13 protein-coding genes are annotated in these 17187 nt (G+C 40.9%); 10 read left to right on the top strand and 3 right to left on the bottom strand.

Going from position 1 to position 17187, the window contains the following annotated elements:
• Nucleotides 1-20 precede the first annotated feature (20 nt).
• Genes tilS through HMPREF0671_RS10665 form a run of 3 tightly spaced genes read right to left on the bottom strand, consistent with a single transcriptional unit; the run spans nucleotide 21 to nucleotide 3231 of the window.
• Complete coding sequence (gene tilS / locus HMPREF0671_RS10675) at nucleotides 21-1379, bottom strand: tRNA lysidine(34) synthetase TilS (protein WP_036900431.1); 1359 nt, start codon at nucleotides 1377-1379, stop codon at nucleotides 21-23.
• The gene (locus tag HMPREF0671_RS10670; RefSeq protein ID WP_036900429.1) at nucleotides 1379-2560 is read right to left on the bottom strand and encodes a class I SAM-dependent rRNA methyltransferase; all 1182 of its coding nucleotides are present in this window, start codon (nucleotides 2558-2560) and stop codon (nucleotides 1379-1381) included. Before HMPREF0671_RS10670 ends, tilS begins: the two co-directional genes overlap by 1 nt.
• A 2-nt stretch (nucleotides 2561-2562) precedes the next feature.
• Complete coding sequence (locus tag HMPREF0671_RS10665) at nucleotides 2563-3231, bottom strand: 3'-5' exonuclease (RefSeq protein WP_036900427.1); 669 nt, start codon at nucleotides 3229-3231, stop codon at nucleotides 2563-2565.
• 112 nt (nucleotides 3232-3343) lie between these two features.
• Here HMPREF0671_RS10665 and HMPREF0671_RS10660 point away from each other — a divergent pair, with 112 nt between their 5' ends.
• The 10 genes from HMPREF0671_RS10660 (at nucleotide 3344) to galK (ending at nucleotide 17166) form a co-directional block, all read left to right on the top strand.
• Nucleotides 3344-5827, top strand: coding sequence for a DNA translocase FtsK (locus HMPREF0671_RS10660; protein ID WP_036900425.1), 2484 nt, complete (start codon nucleotides 3344-3346; stop codon nucleotides 5825-5827).
• Between the two features lie 123 nt (nucleotides 5828-5950).
• Nucleotides 5951-6565 (top strand): LolA-like putative outer membrane lipoprotein chaperone, encoded by a 615-nt coding sequence (locus HMPREF0671_RS10655; RefSeq protein ID WP_036900423.1) that lies wholly within the window; start codon nucleotides 5951-5953, stop codon nucleotides 6563-6565.
• Nucleotides 6566-6895: 330 nt separating this feature from the next.
• A complete protein-coding gene (gene hcp, locus HMPREF0671_RS10650) occupies nucleotides 6896-8548 on the top strand; it encodes a hydroxylamine reductase (RefSeq protein WP_036900420.1) in 1653 nt (550 codons plus the stop codon).
• 136 nt (nucleotides 8549-8684) lie between these two features.
• Nucleotides 8685-10295 (top strand): ABC-F family ATP-binding cassette domain-containing protein, encoded by a 1611-nt coding sequence (locus HMPREF0671_RS10645; RefSeq protein ID WP_036900416.1) that lies wholly within the window; start codon nucleotides 8685-8687, stop codon nucleotides 10293-10295.
• 71 nt (nucleotides 10296-10366) lie between these two features.
• The gene (locus HMPREF0671_RS10640; RefSeq protein WP_156958412.1) at nucleotides 10367-10948 is read left to right on the top strand and encodes a nucleotide exchange factor GrpE; all 582 of its coding nucleotides are present in this window, start codon (nucleotides 10367-10369) and stop codon (nucleotides 10946-10948) included.
• Nucleotide 10949: 1 nt separating this feature from the next.
• Nucleotides 10950-12113, top strand: a complete 1164-nt coding sequence (gene dnaJ, locus HMPREF0671_RS10635; RefSeq protein WP_036900415.1) for a molecular chaperone DnaJ — start codon at nucleotides 10950-10952, stop codon at nucleotides 12111-12113.
• A gap of 2 nt (nucleotides 12114-12115) precedes the next feature.
• On the top strand, nucleotides 12116-13414 hold the full coding sequence (locus HMPREF0671_RS10630) for a folylpolyglutamate synthase/dihydrofolate synthase family protein (protein WP_036900413.1): 1299 nt from the start codon (nucleotides 12116-12118) through the stop codon (nucleotides 13412-13414).
• Between the two features lie 113 nt (nucleotides 13415-13527).
• Entirely contained in the window at nucleotides 13528-14619 is a 1092-nt protein-coding gene (locus HMPREF0671_RS10625; RefSeq protein ID WP_036900411.1) for an aldose epimerase family protein, read from the top strand.
• Between the two features lie 45 nt (nucleotides 14620-14664).
• Nucleotides 14665-15969, top strand: a complete 1305-nt coding sequence (locus HMPREF0671_RS10620; protein ID WP_036900409.1) for an MFS transporter — start codon at nucleotides 14665-14667, stop codon at nucleotides 15967-15969.
• A gap of 36 nt (nucleotides 15970-16005) precedes the next feature.
• Nucleotides 16006-17166: a galactokinase gene (galK, locus tag HMPREF0671_RS10615; RefSeq protein WP_036900408.1), complete on the top strand. Its 1161-nt coding sequence runs from the start codon at nucleotides 16006-16008 to the stop codon at nucleotides 17164-17166.
• Nucleotides 17167-17187: the final 21 nt, after the last annotated feature.

Raw genomic sequence — 17187 nt, 5'->3', positions numbered from 1 at the left:
TTTTATATATGACAGAATATTTATTCTAAGACCTCTATACAAAGACAAGTTGTGGTAGATGTGCTCACTCTGAACCTATTATCCGTTCTCTCTCCTACCAACCATATGATTTTCCCGTTGGCATCTTCCACGACTAATTGCACTTCTTTTTGGAATCGTGTGCGCTTCTTATCGGTCAAATAGTCACTTATAAGCTTAGAACCTGCCATACCAAATGGGACAAACCGATCGCCTGTAACAGCATACCTCACCGTCAACGGATAGGCTGTTTTATTGAAATCCAATGTTGCCCTATTGCGTTCTCGGCTAATAATGAAGCTCTCATCATATTTACATTCAGAGAATTTGAACTTCTTTTGCTCATCCCAAACATATACTCCATTCTCCGGAATTTTTATTTTCCTTTGTAAATCTTGGGACATTGCAATCGAGAGTATCAAATATTGGCGGTCTATCAGTAATCCCCAATCACAAGAACTCCACCTTTTTCCCACTCCAGCCGGTATAGAATGCCATATTTCTTCTATTTGCGTTGGAGAGAACTGATATGCTGTTAATAATTCAAACAAAACAAACTCACCATAAAAATATTCTTGCAACTTAGTTTTACTGATGAGTATTTCCGTCTCTTTTTGGGAAACTATCACATCATTAACAGCTTGTTTGACAGTCTCATCCTGTATATTCTCCGCCCCGGATAAGTATAGAAGAGTACGTGACATGTTTCTCCGAAATGCAGGATTCATATTTTCCATCAGTGGAATCACTTGATGTCGAATCTTATTTCTCACGTATTCGTCTCCCAAATTAGAGCTGTCAACAACGTAAGATTGCCCTATTTCGGCGAGATAATCCATGATTTCTGATCGCGACACACACAGCATAGGGCGCAACACATGGCCATTTTGAGGAGCAATACCAGTCAGTCCATGAAGTCCGGTACCCCTTAATAGATTGATAAAAAACGTCTCTATACTATCATCTAGGTGATGCGCCACACATATACCTTGCCCATCCAAGTCTTTCAACAACTGTTCGAAATAATTATAACGCAGTTGTCGGGCAGCCATTTCAATACTTAATTTATACTTCTTTGCATATTCATAAGTATCAAAATGGACTGTATGAAACTTAATATTTAATTGTTGACACAGGTCTTTGCAAAATTTTTCATCGCGTATCGACTCTTCTCCACGCAAATTAAAATTGCAATGAATAGCCTCAATAGAGTATCCTAATCCACAAAGTACACGTAATAAGGCTACACTATCAGGACCACCACTCAATCCGACAAGATAAGTTGCATCGTGATTCAGCAGATGCTCATGCCTAATAAAGTCTCTAACCTTATTAATAAAGATACTTTGTGCTCTACTCATTATTCTACATACAATACCAATCCCTTCAAATATTCACCTTCAGGATGATAAATATTGATTGGATGATCAGCCGGTTGATGAAGTTGATGCAAGATTCTTACATGGCGACCAGCCTGTGCTGCCGCAGTAAAAACAGCATTACGGAAGTTGTCTTTAGTAATAACTTGCGAACAACTAAACGTAAACAAGATACCACCACGCCTGATTTTCTGCAATCCTTTGACATTCAAACGCGTGTAACCTTTCAATGCATTGTGTACAGCGGCACGATGTTTGGCAAACGCCGGAGGATCTAACACCATCAAATCATATGTATCATCATGCTGATCAAGATATTTAAAAGCATCCTCACAGATTGCTTCATGTCGCAAATCATTGGGAAAATTGAGGTCTATGTTTCTATTTGTCAACTCAATAGCCTTAGCACTACTATCTACAGAATGGACTAATTTGGCTCCACCTCGCATCGCATAGACAGAGAATCCACCTGTATAACAGAACATATTCAGCACTGATTTTCCGGCAGAATATTGCTCTAAGAGCATTCTATTCTCACGTTGGTCTACAAAGAAACCTGTCTTTTGGCCACGCAACCAGTCTACATGGAATTTCAAACCATTCTCTATGGTCACGTCATCATCCGTACTGCCGTGGATAAAGCCATTTTCTTGTCCTAGTTCCGCTTTGAAAGGGAGGGTTGTTTCGCTTTTATAATAAATGGCATCCAGCTGGTTTCCCATCACTTCCAACAAAGCTTCACATATCTGATAACGACTTAAATGAATGCCAACACTATGCGCCTGCATCACAGCTGTCCGCCCATAACAATCTATAATAAGCCCCGACACTAAGTCACCTTCACCATGTACCAGTCGATAAGTCATGTTTTTACTACCAACAACACCAATTCTCGCTCTCATAGTCAGTGCATCCGACAATCTTGAGATCCAAAAATCATGGTTGATTTCAATGTCTTTGAAAGACAATACTCGTACAGCTATTGAACCAATTTGGAAATGCCCAACGGCAATAAAGTTCTTATCTGCCGTATAGACACGTACAACTTCGCCCTCTTCTATACCTTCATCAGCATGATGGATAGCCCCAGAGAATATCCAAGGATGGAAACGTTTTAATGATTCTTCTTTACCTTTCTTTAAGTAAATTGACTTATATGGCATAATTATGAATTGCTACTTAATGCTATTTTATTATTATCTGTATCCTGTTTCTCCTCTTCGTTTGCTATCAAATCATAGTCTTTAGTCTTCATAAGACGAGAAATTTCTTCATAAAGATTGACACATGCCCACGCATCAATAGCTGCATATACTTGCTGCTTTTCATTTAATACATCGGCATCCCAATTGGTGAGTCGTTGACGTTTACTGATCTTCTCATGAAAGATATTTGCATACAACTTCTGTAAACTCATATCCTTAATGCCAAGCAAGCCGACAATGTCCTGTAAATCGATAAAGAAACCGGGCACAAAAGCAGTGCGCCGATGTAGAGATAGTAAATCATCGTGCCATGACAAACCAATTTTGGGGACTGTAGTATCCTCCAATAGTCTAATAATAGGTGGACACATTCCTATCCTATTGAGCCGAAACAGGAAGCAAGTATCATGATTTGCCACTTGCAACAAAGATACTTTATGGCTCTCTCCTTTGTGAAAGGCAGGTCTAGTCTCAGTGTCAACACCTAAAATCTTACTTGATAGCAAATAGTCTACGGCTTTCTCAGCCTCACCTTCAGACAAGATTGTGATGATTCGCCCCGAAAATGAGACTGGTGGCAATAGGCTAATGGCTTTCTTGTCAAATTTACTATATATGATTTTTCTCATAAAGGGAAGTCTAATAGGGTGCAAAATTAGAAAAAAGATATGAATTTATGGGCGGTTATCACTTTTTTACACTATTTTTGCAATTAAATTTTTAAATACGCAAAAAGACATAATGGCAAGAAAAAAAACTGAACGTAAGCCTAAAAATATAAGCGAAGCAATCGGTTTAAAAAACAATATAGGCAGCGAAAAATCAGACTTTTTATTAGGTGTAGTCCTCGTTATAGTGGCAGTATACATGATTATTGCCATGGTATCATATTTCAACACAGGGCAAGCCGACCAAAGTTTACTAGAAGATTTGAGGCCGGGCGAATGGCTCAATAGCAAGCATGAGTTCTCCAATTACTGTGGTTCATTAGGCGCTATCATTGCATACGAATTGATTGCAGTGAATTTTGGTCTCACATCATTTCTTATTCCGGCTTTTATTATATTGGCAGGTCTTCGTTTGATGCGAGCTTATAGAGTCAATCTTTGGAAGTGGTTCCTATGCACAATGCTTGTTATGATATGGGGCTCTGTCACATTTGCCAAATTCCTAACTCCTTTCATGGGTGGTCAGGTCTTCAATCCCGGGGGAAATCATGGGCTATTTTGCGTCCAACAATTAGAGAATGTCGTAGGCCCTCCGGGCCTTACAGCTCTCTTAGTGCTTGTAGCTTTAACCTTTCTTACCTACTTGAGTGCCGAAACTATCGAAGTGATAAGGAAAGCACTTAACCCTGTTAAGTATCTCACAAACAAAGTTAAGTTCAGCGTCACAAATTTCTCGCACCACGAAGAAAATACTGTCGAACCAGAATCCCCCGAGATTTCCGACTCAGAAGACGAAGAGGAAGAAGATAAAAATGGTGAGCCTACGACTATAACGCCCCAAGAAGAAAAGGTTTCACCGGTAGTAGATTTAACAAATTTCGCTCCTTTGCAAAAGACAGAGAAGCCAGAAGTAAAAAATCCTAGCACTCCAAAATTCGATGAAACCGGTGATAATACACTCAAAGTAGAAGTAGCTAAGCAAGAAGAGACTGCTACCGGTAAGAATCTAAATATCGAAGAGATCCTGAAAACACCTATCAATCCATTGGAGCCATACACCAAATATAAGTTCCCCACATTGGACTTATTGAAAAAGTATGATGATAAAGGTAGTCCACAGGTGGATATGGACGAAATCAAGGCCAACAATGCTCGTATTGTAGAAGTGCTTAATAGCTTCCGTGTCAGCATCAAAGAGATTAAAGCAACAGTAGGTCCAACCATCACCCTCTATGAGATTACTCCTGCAGAAGGTGTAAGAATCAGTAAGATTAGAAACCTAGAAGACGACATCGCACTTAGTCTTTCTGCTCTCGGAATTCGTATTATCGCTCCTATTCCGGGCAAGGGAACCATCGGTATAGAAGTTCCTAACAAGCATCCACAAATAGTTTCAATGGAAAGTATCCTCAATTCAAAGAGATTCCAAGAGACTAAGATGGAGCTACCATTAGCCATTGGTAAGACTATTACCAACGAAGTGTTCATGGTAGACTTAGCCAAACTGCCCCATTTACTTGTTGCGGGTGCCACAGGCCAGGGTAAATCCGTTGGTCTAAACGCCATCATTACTTCCCTACTCTACAAGAAACATCCGAACGAATTGAAATTCGTGCTAGTCGATCCCAAGAAAGTTGAGTTCAGCATCTACCATAAGATAGCCTCTCACATGATGGCTTGTCTACCCGAAAACGACGAAGAACCAATCATCACTGATGTCACGAAAGTCGTAAAGACATTGAAGAGCCTGTGCGCACTCATGGATCACCGCTATGATTTATTAAAGATTGCCGGAGCAAAGAACATTAAAGAGTACAACAAGAAATACGTCAATCACGAACTCAATCTGACCAAAGGGCATGAATATATGCCTTATATCGTGGTCATTATCGATGAATTCGGAGATTTGATTATGACTGCCGGCAAAGAGATTGAACTACCAATAGCCCGTATAGCACAGTTGGCACGTGCCGTAGGTATCCACATGGTCATTGCCACACAGCGTCCAACAACCCATATCATCACCGGTAATATCAAGGCTAACTTCCCCGGAAGAATGGCATTCAGAGTGAGTTCACAGATTGACTCAAGAACCATTCTCGACCGTTCAGGAGCTAATCAACTTGTCGGCCGAGGCGACTTATTGTTCTTAAATGGCAATGAACCGGTACGTGTACAATGTGCCTTCGTTGACACACCGGAAATAGAGAACATCAATAATTATATTTCTGACCAGCCGGGACCCGTAGAACCAATGGAATTACCGGAGCCTCCATCAGACGAAGGTGGAAGTGTTGGCAACGGAGGTAGTACCGACATACAGAATCTTGACCCATTCTTCGAGGAAGCCGCCCATGCCATCGTTATTTCACAACAAGGTTCTACCAGCATGATTCAGCGTCGTTTCTCTATCGGATACAATAGAGCGGGTCGCCTAATGGATCAATTAGAGCAAGTAGGTATTGTTGGTGCGGCACAGGGTTCCAAACCTCGTGACGTCTTAATTCAAGATGAAAACCAACTAAACATATTGCTTGCCCAACTCCACGGAGCCTGATATATATTTCCTTAAAAGCAATAAAACTATTGCAAGAGTTCTTAAAGTTAGATAAATACACTAAAAGTCTCATCTCATCACAGTGTATTTTTCTAATTTTGCTCATATTAAAACTAAAAGAATATGAACAAGAAACTATTCACATTATTATTTTTTATATCAGCTTGCTTTACAGGTTTGAAAGCTCAGACTCCCTCTCAAACCATGCAAATACTGGATAAGACGGCAGCTACATTGAATACAAAAGGAGGTGCCAGCGCTAATTTTTCGATTTCAGGTGATAATATTGGGAAAACAAGTGGTACCATAACTGTTAAAAAGAATAAGTTCGTTGCCCACTCCCCTCAAGCCACAATCTGGTATAACGGAAAGACACAATGGACTTACATGAAAAGTTCCAACGAAGTAAACATCACTACTCCTAATGAGGCCAAGCAAGCTGTAATGAATCCTTATGCATTCGTGACCATCTATAAGAGCGGCTACAACATGTCATCCAGTACGCAAGGGAATAATTATAAAGTTTATTTAACAGCCCAAAATACCAAACGTCCACTCAAAGAACTTTATCTGCTTATCAACAAGAAGACTTACGTTCCGAGCCAAGTGAAGGTGTTACAAGGAAAGAATTGGCTTACTATCAATATCACGAATTTCCAAAAGAAGAAGATATCAGACAGTGTTTTCTCGTTTAATTCTAAAGAATATCCTTCGGCAGAAGTGATCGATTTACGATAGAAAACAGTTTTTAGGTCCCCAATCGGACGCTAACCAATATTCAACACATCTATCTCATATTACTGCGACGCCTTTGCAATATCACTGCCTAGTCATCGCAGTAATGCTGTAAAGCCTGTTCACCGTTGCTGACTCGGCATTTCAGCAATATCTAAGAATTCACATGATAACACAAAACCATGTAATGAGCTTTTCCATAATAAACCAACTTTATCGCAACACTCAAATATAACATTCTTTAACCCCATTGAGTAACAATTGTTACTCATCCACTTCCATTAACTAACCTATCTTTGCGCCATCATTAATCAATTATTATATTAAAACATTATGATGGAAAATAAGATGTTCTGTTTTCAATGTCAAGAAACAGCAAAAGGTATTGGATGTACTTTAAGAGGCGTATGTGGAAAATTGCCACAGACTAATAAATACATGGATTTACTACTGAGTATTACTAGAGGTATCGGTACGATAGACCATGAACTCAGTAAAGCAGGTATCAATACTGGTATAGAGGTAGATGACTTCATTGTTGATGCGCTCTTTACAACCATCACTAATGCGAATTTTGACGATGAAGCTTTGCTTAAACGCATTGATAATGGAATCGAACTCAAGAAGCGACTCATGACTTTGACGGATCAGAACAACATCTCCCTACCCGATTATCAAGAAGTAAAATGGACTGGAGAGAGAAATGAATACGACGCAGAAGGAGAAAGACAAACCGTACTTCGCAATACCAACGAGGATCTGCGCTCGCTGAAAGAACTTATGGTTTTGGGCTTGAAAGGAATTGCTGCCTATTACGAACATGCTGCCCGTCTCGGCTATCGGGATGAAACCATCACAGACTTCATGAGTGCGGCTTTGGCCGGCATTACTGATCCAGATACTGAAATGAATACACTGCTTAACCTCGTACTAGAGACTGGCAAGCAAGGCGTGGCTGTCATGGCACTCCTAGACAAGGCCAATACCAGCTCATACGGCAATCCAGAAATCACAAAGGTCAATATCGGTGTAGGCAAAAGGCCGGGTATATTAATTTCCGGACACGACCTTCACGACATAGAAGACCTATTGAAGCAGACCGAAGGTACCGGTATCGATGTGTATACACACGGCGAGATGCTACCAGCACACTATTACCCACAGTTAAAGAAGTACAAGCATTTGGTAGGAAACTATGGTAATGCATGGTGGAAACAGAAAGAAGAATTCTCGACTTTCAACGGTCCTATCGTATTTACGACCAACTGTATCGTTCCACCATTGCCTAACGCCAACTATAAAGAGCGCGTATTCACGATGAACTCTACCGGATTCCCCGGTTGGAAGCACATTGAGACACAAGCTAACGGACACAAGGACTTCTCTGAAGTAATAGAATTGGCCAAGACATGTGAAGCTCCTACCGAAATAGAACAAGGAGAAATTATCGGCGGTTTCGCACATAACCAGGTATTCGCTCTTGCCGATAAAATAGTCGAAGCTGTTAAGAACGGTGCCATCCGCAAGTTTGTTGTTATGGGGGGATGCGACGGTCGCTTCAAAGATCGCAACTATTACACTGAATTCGCTCAGAAATTACCCAAAGATGTCATCATCCTTACCTCCGGTTGTGCCAAATATAAGTACAATAAATTGAACCTTGGAGATATCAACGGCATTCCACGTGTACTTGATGCAGGACAATGTAATGACTCTTACACATGGGCTGTTGTAGCATTAAAGTTAAAGGAAATCTTTGGAGCAGCCGATATCAACGACCTACCTATCGCATTCAACATCGCATGGTACGAACAAAAGGCTGTCATCGTGCTATTAGCCTTGCTGAGTTTAGGCATCAAAAATATCCATATCGGCCCTACACTTCCTGCATTTGTATCGCCAAACGTACTCAAAGTACTTGTAGACAACTTCGGATTAGGCGGTATCACAACTGTAGAAGAAGACTTAAAACTGATGATAGGATAACGATCAGTATGATACTATTCACATGTACAACGGTTCTTCATTGACCAGCAGGTCGAGAAAGAGCCGTTGCTCTTGTATGGTAAGTTTTTTTTTAGTACCTTTGCATCCAATTATTATAATAAGGTATATACAAAAAATGATAACAGTTTCGAATCTTGCAATCCAGTTTGGAAAGAGAGTTCTTTATAAAGATGTAAATTTAAAATTCACTCATGGTAACATCTATGGCGTCATCGGAGCCAATGGTGCGGGTAAGTCCACCCTATTAAAGGCCATCAGTGGTGAACTTGAGCCAAACAAGGGAACTGTAGAACTCGGTCCGGGTGAGCGCCTGTCTGTGCTAGAACAAGACCACTTCAAGTACGATACATTCAAAGTATTGGATACAGTCCTCATGGGACACCAGCCTCTATGGACCAACATGAAAGAGCGCGAAGCCCTCTACTCCAAGCCAGAGATGACAGAAGAGGATGGAAACAGGGCTGCAGAACTGGAAGAAAAGTTTGCTGAAATGAATGGTTGGGAAGCTGAAAGCGAAGCTGCTCAACTACTCCAGAACCTCGGAATCAAAGAAGATAGACACGATAAGTTGGTGAGTGAACTTTCTAACAACGAAAAAGTGCGCGTCATGTTGGCCAAAGCTCTTTTTGGACACCCTGACAACCTGCTACTCGATGAGCCTACCAACGACTTGGATCTCGACACAGTAGAATGGTTGGAAGAATATCTTGGCAACGTAGAACAAACAGTCTTGGTTGTCAGCCACGACCGTCACTTCTTGGACTCAGTAAGTACCCAGACTGTAGATATTGACTTTGGCAAGGTTACTGTATTCTCCGGAAACTATAGTTTCTGGTATGAGAGTTCGCAATTGGCACTCCGTCAGGCTCAAAATCAGCGCATGAAAGCAGATGAGAAACGTAAGCAATTGGAAGAATTTATCCGCCGTTTCTCTGCCAATGTGGCAAAGAGTCGCCAGACCACCAGCCGCAAGAAAATGCTAGAGAGACTGAATGTAGAAGAAATTCGCCCAAGTAGCCGTAAATATCCCGGTATTATCTTCCAAATGGAACGTGAACCCGGAAACCAAATTCTTGAAGTAGAAGGGTTAAAAGCGGTTGATGCTGATGGCACAGTACTCTTCGACAATGTCAATTTCAACATAGAAAAAGGAGAAAAGGTAGTATTCCTTAGCCATAATCCAAAAGCCATGACGGCACTATTTGAGATTATCAATGGCAACAGGGAAGCTACTGCTGGAACCTACAAATGGGGCGTTACCATTACAACGGCCTACTTGCCTCTTGATAACACAGAATTCTTTGACAGCGATTTGAATCTAGTAGACTGGCTCGGACAATTTGGTACAGGAAACGAAGTCATGATGAAAGGCTATCTCGGCCGAATGCTCTTCAGCGGCGAAGAGGTGGAGAAGAAAGTCAACGTGCTTTCCGGTGGAGAGAAAATGCGTTGTATGATTGCTCGCATGCAATTGCAAAACGCAAACTGTCTCATACTAGATACCCCAACCAACCACCTAGACCTTGAAAGTATTCAAGCTTTCAACAATAACCTAGTCAACTTCAAAGGCAACATATTATTCTCAAGTCACGACCATGAGTTTATCGAGACGGTGGCAAATCGTATCATAGAATTGACTCCAACAGGAACAATAGACAAATTGATGAGTTACGACGAGTACATCTACGATGAACAGTTGAAAGCCCAAAGAGCAACTATGTACTAATCCAAATGCCATCTTTTATTTTCTCAAAAAGGTGGCATAACATTTGCATAGAACCTTTATAAATAGTTTATATGATGTCAGAAGAAAACATAAAAGAAACAGAACTGAACGAGGATAAGAACCAGCAGAGTGCTGAATCTACAGAAAACCAACAAGAAGATGTAGAAACTCAAGAAGCTGAAACAAAAACAGAAGAACCGAAAGAAGTAGACCCTCTAACAGAAGTACAACAAAAGTTAGATAGTCTGACCGATCAATATCTTCGTACAGTTGCAGAATTTGAGAACTACAAAAAGCGTACTCGTAAAGAGAAAGCCGAATTGATAGAGAATGGTGGAGAACGTTCTATCTCTGCAATTCTCCCTATTATTGACGACTTTGAACGTGCTCTAGACGATAAGACCGAAGATCCGAAAGCCATCAAAGAAGGTATGGAACTTATCTTCAAGAAGTTTATGAAATCGCTAGAAGGACTTGGCGTCAAGAAGATTGATACCGAGGATGCCGAGTTCAACACAGACTTCCATGAGGCTATTGCCATGGTTTCCGGTATGGGAGACGACAAAAAAGGCAAAATTATTGATTGCGTTCTTACGGGATATACACTCAACAACAAAGTGATTCGCCATGCCAAGGTGGCAGTAGGACAATAATATGGCACAGAAAAGAGATTACTATGAAGTGCTGGGGCTAGATAAGAACGCCTCAGAAGATGATATAAAGAAGGCTTATCGAAAGCTAGCTATCAAGTATCATCCGGATAGAAATCCCGGAAACAAGGAAGCTGAAGAGAAATTTAAAGAAGCCGCAGAGGCTTACGACACTCTCCATGACCCACAAAAACGCCAACAATACGATCAATTCGGATTCAATGCACCGGGCGGAGGATTTGGTGGCGGATTCAGTGGTGGCATGGATATGGATGATATCTTCTCTATGTTTGGAGATATCTTCGGCGGTCATTCCGGATTTAGTGGATTTAGTGGATTCGGTGGCGGCAGCCAACAACAGAAACCACAATACCGCGGAGCAGACTTAAGACTAAAGGTTAGACTCTCTTTGAAAGAAGTTGCAACTGGTGTAGTCAAGAAATTCAAAGTAAGAAAAGATGTCGAATGTGAGCATTGTCATGGCTCTGGTGCAGAGGCAGGAAGTAGCTCTGAGACTTGTTCTACCTGTGGTGGAAGAGGCTATGTGGTAAAGACCGTTCGTACAATGCTTGGCATGATGCAGACCCAAACAGAGTGTCCTACTTGTCACGGTGAAGGAAGTGTCATCAAAAACAAATGTCATGAGTGCCATGGTAGCGGCGTTAAAAAAGGCGAAGAGGTCGTAGAAATCAAGATTCCGGCTGGTGTTGCCCAAGGTATGGTGGTCAATGTGCCCGGCAAGGGAAATGCCGGGCAACACAATGGGATTTCTGGTGACATCCAAGTTTATATTGAAGAGGAAGAGAATGATACATTTGTAAGAGATGGACAAGATCTCATCTACAATCTCCTACTGGACTTCCCGACAGCGACTTTAGGCGGCGAGGTAGAGATTCCAACACTTCAAGACACGAAAGTTAAAATCAAGATTGAACCGGGAACACAACCCGGTAAAACCCTTAGACTTCGTGGCAAAGGCCTGCCTGCTGTCAGTGGTTATGGCAATGGCATCGGAGATATGGTTGTCAACATCAGCGTCTATGTTCCCAAGACTTTGACTGCCGACGAAAGGAGCATTCTAGAAGAATGGACATCCCATGATAACTTCAAAGGCGACAATACCACTAAGCGTACTATATTTCAGAAATTTAGAAACTACTTTTCTTGAAAATGAACTATAAAGAAACTGTAGAATATTTATTCAATAGCACCCCTGTTTTCGAACAAGTGGGTGCTACTGCATATAAGGAGGGATTATCAAACACACACATACTTGACAAACACTTTGGATTTCCGCATCAAACATACAAAACAATCCACATAGCAGGAACCAACGGAAAGGGGTCTTGCTCGCATACCATAGCTTCTATCTTACAAGCAAGCGGATATAAAGTAGGCTTATATACAAGTCCACATCTTGTTGATTTTCGTGAACGCATTAGAGTTAATGGTGAATGTATCAGTGAAGAGTATGTAGTAGATTTCGTCGCAAAAGAAAAAGATTTCTTTGAACCACTCCATCCGAGTTTCTTTGAATTAACCACAGCCTTAGCATTCAAATACTTTAAAGACGCGCAGGTAGACATTGCTGTTATAGAAGTTGGACTCGGTGGACGCCTCGATTGTACCAATATCATTACTCCACTGTTGTCTATCATTACTAACATTAGCCTCGATCATACCCAATTTCTCGGAAATACGATTGCTAAAATCTCTGCTGAGAAAGCCGGTATCATTAAGCTTTCTATACCAGTTGTTGTAGGAGAATATACAGAAGAAAGCAAACCGGTATTCTTGCAGAAAGCATCCGAATGCTCCTCTCCTATCGTATTTGCAGAAGATAGTAAAGAGATTCTTGACGCAACTACCTGTGAGCAAGGGGGGATTGACTATATTTCAAAAGATTATGGTAACTTTCATGGAGAACTGGGAGGGAACTATCAAATTAAAAATACAAACACAGTCTTAACAGCAATCAAACTTCTAAATTCCATTCTCAATATTCCACAAAATGCCATTCATGCCGGTTTCCGGAATGTATGCGAGTCTACCGGGTTAGTGGGACGTTGGATGACTCTCCAGCAGACGCCAAAAGTAATTTGCGACACGGGACATAATGTCGGTGGATGGAATTATATTGCCTCTCAACTTAAAAGTCAACAATATAAGTATTTGCATATCGTTTTTGGCATGGTAGACGACAAAGACATTCTTGCCGTAATGGAAATGTTACCACAGAATGCCACATACTATTGGACTAGAGCTTACAGTAAACGTGCCATACCGGAAGAACAAATTCAAGACATTGGCGATTCATTAGGATACAAAGGACAACATTTTCCTACCGTAAAAGAAGCTTACCTAACAGCATTACAATATGCAAACAAAGAAGACCTTATATTTATAGGAGGCTCTAGCTATATAGTAGCAGATTTACTCACCTATTTACGCTCTAATATCGCCCAATAAAGGATGATTCTTAAAAAATGTAGTAGCCTGTTTTTTTTCAGTTTTTTAATTTGGGTTATTCATTTTTTTTCAGTTACTTTGCAATAGAGAAAGGTAACTAAAAACTTTACGATATTATGAGCACAACAGAAACTGAAAACATTTGTGGCCTGAGAAGAGAGGATTTTCAGACCACTATTGGAGGTAAGCAAACAGACCTCTACATCCTGAAAAATGCAAATGGAAACGAAGTTGCTATCACAAACTACGGCGGTGCACTTGTTGCTATTATGGTTCCTGACAAAGATGGAAAGAGAGCTAACGTGATTCAAGGGCACGACAATATCCAAGATGTTATTAATTCTCCAGAGCCTTACTTATCAACCCTTATTGGAAGGTACGGCAATCGTATTGCTAAAGGAAAGTTCCAACTTAATGGTAAGAAATACGAACTATTCGTAAATAATGGTCCCAACTGCCTACATGGTGGGAAAACCGGTTGGAATGCCAAAGTATGGGATGCAGTCTTAATGAATCGAAAAGAGTTGTCACTCACTTATGTATCTCCATACGGTGAAGAAGGATTTACCGGAGAAGTAAAAGTTCACGTTACTTATACTTGGACTGACGAAGACGAACTTGTCATCAACTACTTGGCAGAAACGAATAAGAAGACTATTGTTAACCTTACAAACCACGGTTTCTTCTCATTAGCGGGAATTGCCAACCCTACTCCAACCATTGATAATCTGATTTGTGAAATCAATGCTGACTACTATCTACCTATTGATGAGACTTCAATCCCTACAGGGGAAATTCTCAAAGTAGCCGACACTCCATTCGATTTCCGCAGCCCTAAACCTGTAGGACAAGATATAGACGCGGACGATGAGCAAATCAAAAATGGCGCAGGTTACGACCATTGCTACGTATTAAACAAGAATGAAGAAGGCGAAATGTCGTTTGCTGCAAAGATTATAGAACCTAATAGTGGACGAACAATGGAAGTCTATACTACTGAACCCGGTGTTCAGTTATATACTCACAATTGGGCTACAGGATATCCCGGTCAACATGGCGCTACATTCGGGCGTCGTTCTGCCATTTGTTTCGAATGTCAACATTTCCCAGATACCCCTAATCATCCTTATTTCCCAAGTGTACAGCTCTGTCCGGATAGAAAGTACAAACAGAAAACTATCTATAAATTTGGCATCGATAAATAATATCATTTTTCAAAAGGAAATAATCATAAATTTTAAATTAATACAATGAGTCAACAAAAAAAACAATGGAGTGCCATCATCATGATGATTGCGCTCTTTGCTATGATTGCGTTCGTTACTAACCTTTGCAATCCTATGGCTACTATTCTTAAAAATCAATTTGCAGTTTCCAACGTTTTAGCACAGGTAGGAAACTATGGAAACTACATGGCATATCTATTAATGGGTATTCCTTCAGGAATGCTTATCAGAAAGATTGGCTATAAGAAGACGGCTATGGCAGCTCTCGTAATTGGTATCATCGGCCTCTTGTTCCAGTGGTACAGCGGTATGGCTTCTAGCAACAACTTCCTTATTTATTTAATCGGTGCTTTTGTTGCAGGCTGTACGATGTGTATGCTTAACACTGTTGTGAATCCTATGCTTAACCTCCTTGGTGGTGGTGGTAACAACGGAAACCAGCTTATCCAAATAGGTGGTACATTCAACTCTGCAGCAGCTGTAGCTTGCTATATCGTAATGGGCGCCCTTGTAGGAGATGCAGCCAAAGCTAAGATTTCAGATGCAACTCCAGCCTTGATGTTGGCTATTGCTATCTTTGCCGTAGCTTTGATTGTTATTGCTTTAACAAAGATAGAAGAACCTAAGAGTGAGCCTGTCCAGAAAGCAGTTAGCACTGAAAAAGATCCTCATAGTGCATTCTCTTTCCGTCACTTCAACTTGGGTATCCTTGCTATCTTCATGTACATGGGCGTAGAAATTGGTGTACCTAACTATGTAAACCAATACTTGACAACTGCTCCTGATGCTGCTACACCGGGCCTAGGTATGGATACTCAGATTGCCGGACTTATCGTAGCCGTGTACTTCTTGTTTATGATGATTGGACGTTTTACAGGCGGTGTTATCGGTTCTAAGGTATCTGCTAAGATGATGTTGACAATTACATCCGGAGTTTCTGTAATTCTTACTCTCTTCGGTATGTTTGCTCCTACATCAGTTATGGTTACTGTTCCCGGTATTGATTGGGCTAATCTTTCTGTAATTACTGCTCAAGTACCCGTTGGAATCTTCGCATTCTTGTTGGTAGGTATTTGTGCTTCCGTTATGTGGGGTAGCATATTCAACCTTGCCACTGAAGGTCTTGGCAAATATACAGCTATTGCCTCAGGTGCATTTATGACCATGGTATGTGGTTGTGCAGTATTCCAAGGTCTCCAAGCATTAGTTGCCGACGTTACCGGTTCATTCCTGACCTCTTATTGGGTGGTTGTATTGTGTGCAGCTTACATCCTATTCTACGCTCTCATCGGCTATAAGAATGTAAACAAAGATATCCCTGTAGAATAAATAAAAACTATCTCTAACACCTAAACATTTTATATTATGAATATTGAACATGTAAGAAGTAGGTTCATCAAACATTTTGATGGCTTGATTGGTAACATATATACGTCTCCCGGCCGAATCAACCTTATCGGTGAACATACAGACTACAATGGTGGGTTTGTATTTCCCGGAGCTGTGGACAAAGGAATTATGGCAGAGATTAGACCTAATGGTACTGATACTGTCATGTGCTACTCTATTGACCTGAAGGACAGAGTAGAATTCAAAGTGAACGATCCCGAAGGACCACACGCTACTTGGGCACGTTATATCTATGGTATTATCCAAGAGATGAAAAAGCTTGGTGTTGATGTCAAAGGATTTAATACAGCTTTCGCTGGTGACGTTCCCCTTGGAGCAGGTATGAGTTCTAGCGCAGCATTAGAGAGTTGCTTCGCTTTTGCTTTAAACGATTTGTTCGGTGACAATAAGGTTTCTAAATGGGATTTAGCATTAGCTGGCCAAGCTACAGAGCACAAATACATTGGTGTAAACTGTGGTATCATGGATCAGTTTGCAAGTGTCTTTGGACAAGAAGGCAAACTAATGAGACTCGATTGTCGTAGCCGTGAGTTTGAATATTTCCCATTTAATCCAAAAGGTTACAAACTTGTCTTAGTTGATTCAAAAGTAAAGCACGAGCTAAAGGGTTCTCCTTATAATGATCGCAGAAACAGTTGCGAGAATGTAGTAAAACATATTGCTGCTAAATATCCTGACCAGAAGTTTGAAACATTACGCGACTGCACTTGGGAACAACTCGAAGCCGTTCGTTCAGAAGTTGGTGAAGAAGATTATACACGTGCACATTTCGTTCTTGGAGAGAAGGATCGTGTCCTCGCTGTGTGCGATGCTTTGGAAAAAGGAGACTACGAAACTGTAGGTCAAAAGATGTATGAAACACATTACGGCTTAAGCAAAGAGTACGAAGTAAGCTGTGAAGAACTAGACTTCTTAAATGACCTCGCAAAAGAATGTGGCGTAACAGGAAGCCGAATCATGGGAGGTGGCTTTGGTGGATGTACCATCAATCTTGTAAAGGAAGATCTCTATGACAGTTTTATCAATACTGCTAAGCAAAAGTACACAGAAAAGTTTGGTCATGCACCAGCAGTTTATGATGTAGTTATTAGCGACGGTAGTAGAAAAGTCTGCTAACATCTAAGTACTTCAATAAAA

The sequence above is a fragment of the Prevotella sp. S7 MS 2 genome, from assembly GCF_000762865.1.
GTDB lineage: Bacteria > Bacteroidota > Bacteroidia > Bacteroidales > Bacteroidaceae > Prevotella.
This window is presented reverse-complemented; position numbering and strand designations above follow the sequence as displayed.